This window comes from Phenylobacterium sp. (assembly GCF_025351295.1).
Lineage (GTDB): Bacteria > Pseudomonadota > Alphaproteobacteria > Caulobacterales > Caulobacteraceae > Phenylobacterium.
The window spans coordinates 1-2,744 of the sequence record NZ_JANXWD010000119.1 but is presented as its reverse complement, the minus strand read 5'-3'; the positions used below and the strand labels follow the sequence as shown (position 1 = coordinate 2,744).

Annotated in this window: 2 protein-coding genes; both read left to right on the top strand. The window is 63.4% G+C overall.

Translation table 11 applies throughout. The annotated features are described in order from the left end of the window. The first annotated feature begins 220 nt into the window (after positions 1-220). A complete protein-coding gene (gene rmuC, locus Q0R13_RS16980; RefSeq protein ID WP_293906113.1) occupies positions 221-1,723 on the top strand; it encodes a DNA recombination protein RmuC in 1,503 nt (500 codons plus the stop codon). 133 nt (positions 1,724-1,856) lie between these two features. Further along, on the top strand, positions 1,857-2,744 hold an 888-nt coding region (locus tag Q0R13_RS16975; RefSeq protein WP_293906110.1), incomplete at its 3' end, for a hypothetical protein.

The window sequence follows — 2,744 nt, the reverse complement described above, 5'->3', positions numbered from 1 at the left end:
CCGATCGGTTCACGCCGCCTTCCCAGAAGGCGCGGAACTCGATGAATTCGAGGCGTTGTTCCGCCCCCCACCGCTTCTTTGAGGCATCGCGCTCATCGGCCATGGGGACTCCATACGAATAGAAACTTGACGGGTCGTGTTTATAGACCCATAAACAAACTATTCGAACCCACCCCGCTGGTCAAACGCCAATCGGCTGACCCGCTTAGAGGATCTACCCATGTCCTGGCTCCTGATGCTCACCGCCGCTGCAGCCGTGTTGTCCTTCGGCATCCAGCTCTATGGCCTCTACAAGCGGAACAGCGCGCCGGCGCTCCACCCGGAACTTGTGGCCAAGCTCTCCACCATGGAGATGGCGATGAAGGAGATGCCTGCCGGCGTCAGGGAAGAGGGACGTCTCATCCGCGAAGATCTGCGCGGGGCCCATACCGCCCTCCAGCAGTGGCTTGAGACGCGATTCACGACGTTCGGGCAGAGCCAGGGCGAGCAGTTGGCCCTGATGCGCCAGGAGGCGTCCGACGGCCGCGCGAAGCTGGAAGAAGCTGTGAAGACCACCAGTGAAGCTTTCGCCAACACGCAGACGACCCGCCTGGGCGAGACCAACACCGCCATGAAGGAATTGGCCGAGCGTCTCGAAAAATCCCACGTGGTCGCCCGCGACCAGCAGAAGCTGGGTCTGGATGCGGTCGGTGTGAAGATCGCGGCGCTGACGGAGGCCAACGACAAGAAGCAGGACGCCATTCGTGAGGCCCTGACCCTCAGCCTGGATCAGCTGCGGAAGGACAACGAGGCCAAGCTCGAGCAGATGCGGCTGACCGTGGACGAGAAGCTGCAGGGAACCCTTGAGGCGCGGCTGGGCGAGAGCTTCAAGATGGTCAGCGACCGCCTGGAGCAGGTGCACAAGGGATTGGGCGAGATGCAGACGCTGGCCACCGGCGTGGGCGACCTGAAGCGCGTCCTGACCAATGTGAAGTCGCGCGGTGGATGGGGCGAGATGCAGCTCGGCGCCCTGTTGGGCGACATGCTGACCCCGGAGCAGTTCGACACCAACGTCCGCATCCGGCCCGACAGCCCGGAGATCGTCGAGTTCGCCGTGCGGCTTCCGGGGAAGAACGACGACCGGCCGCTGTTCCTGCCGATCGACGCCAAGTTCCCGCAGGAGGACTACGACCGTCTCCTGCTGGCTCAGGATGCGGGCCTGCCGGATGAGGTAGAGAAGGCCGGCGCCGCGCTCGAGCGGGCGATCCGCGGGCAGGCTAAGGTGATCTGCGACAAGTACGTCCACCCGCCGTACTCGACGGACTTCGCGATCATGTATCTCCCCACCGAGGGTCTTTTCGCCGAGATCATCCGCCGTCCCGGGCTGGTTAGCGATTTGCAGAATCGTCACCGCGTGATGCTGACGGGACCGACCACCCTGGCGGCGCTGCTGAGCAGCCTGCAGATGGGCTTCCGGACCCTGACTATCGAGAAGCGCTCGAGTGAGGTGTGGCAGGTCCTGGGCGCCGCCAAGACCGAGTTCGGCAAGTACGGCCAACTCTGGGACAAGGTCGGCAAGCAGCTGGGTGCGGCTCAAAACACGGTCATGGAGGCGGGCACCCGGACCCGCGCCATCGAACGCACCCTTCGGAAGGTCGAGATGATTGAGCTGCCGGGAGTTATCGACGAGCTCATCGCGCTGCCGACCGTTGCGACGGATTCTCTGGCGGAGGTAGCGGGATGATTAGTGCAAGAAACGAGACCTTGTCAGCTCTGCTGGCGAAGCGAAAAGCTTAAGCACAGCATCCGCCGTCCCATTGAGCCTCTCAGATTTAGGGCTCGCCACCCCCTACGTTCGCCTTCCAAGGTTTCACGCGATGACCCCATTCGCCACAGAGTTTCCCGTCGAAGCCAATTCGAACCGGGCGGCATTTGTCTTCCAGGTAGTCACTTGGCTGCGCGGCATGAAGCACAGCACAGTGCTAGCTGATCGCGGCGATGCGCAGATCGACGGGGACGCGGCCTTCCTGAGCGCCCAAAATGGCGAAGGCTTGCGTCTTCGTACCCTCGACCGCGACGGTGAGTTTCAGGCCATCGGCTTTCAACACGACTTTCCCGACCCCGACGGACGTCTCTGGCGAACAGAAGCGGTACTCCGGCGCGGCGCCGGAGCGGACGGACAAGACTTGGTACGGCTTCGCACCCAATGTATCGCGCGCGTCGCAGGCGCGCGTCTTGAAACCCCTCGCAAGCCTTACTTCATAAAGACCTTGCTGCAGGATGGGTGGGGCGGCCAGGACGGCATGCTGCATGTCACGGATCAGCCCCATTGGCTCGAAACGGACGATGCCGCGATGAAAGTCGCGTGTGCGGTCACACTTGGTCGCGCCTCCCGCCACCTGCCCGTGATCTACGTTTCGGCCACCGGACCTTCGAAGTGGCTGGTCCAGCCTTCTCAGATTGAGAAGCTCGCCTACGACCTGGGGGGCGTTGCGCACGTGGTCGTGGAGCCGGATCGGGCGTTCTCGTTCCGCCTTCGGGACGACACCGCCGGGGCGAATGTCTATGGCGGGACGCTCGCGATCGCGCTCCCCGGTCGGGGCATTGTCCGACGGGTGTACCTAGGTTTGCGCTTGGCCGACCCGCAGGAACTCCTGGCTCTCGTTCGCGACGCAGTGCTCGAAATCCGCGGACAAATGCCCGCCGAAGGGTGGGATTGGACCGAACTCCAGGAACAAGTGCTGCGGCTGCAGCGGCAGCGTGAC

What these genes read in the sequence shown, in the direction of transcription:
- rmuC (WP_293906113.1), top strand. Translation starts at nt 221, where the DNA reads ATGTCCTGGCTCCTGATGCTCACCGCCGCTGCAGCCGTGTTGTCCTTC.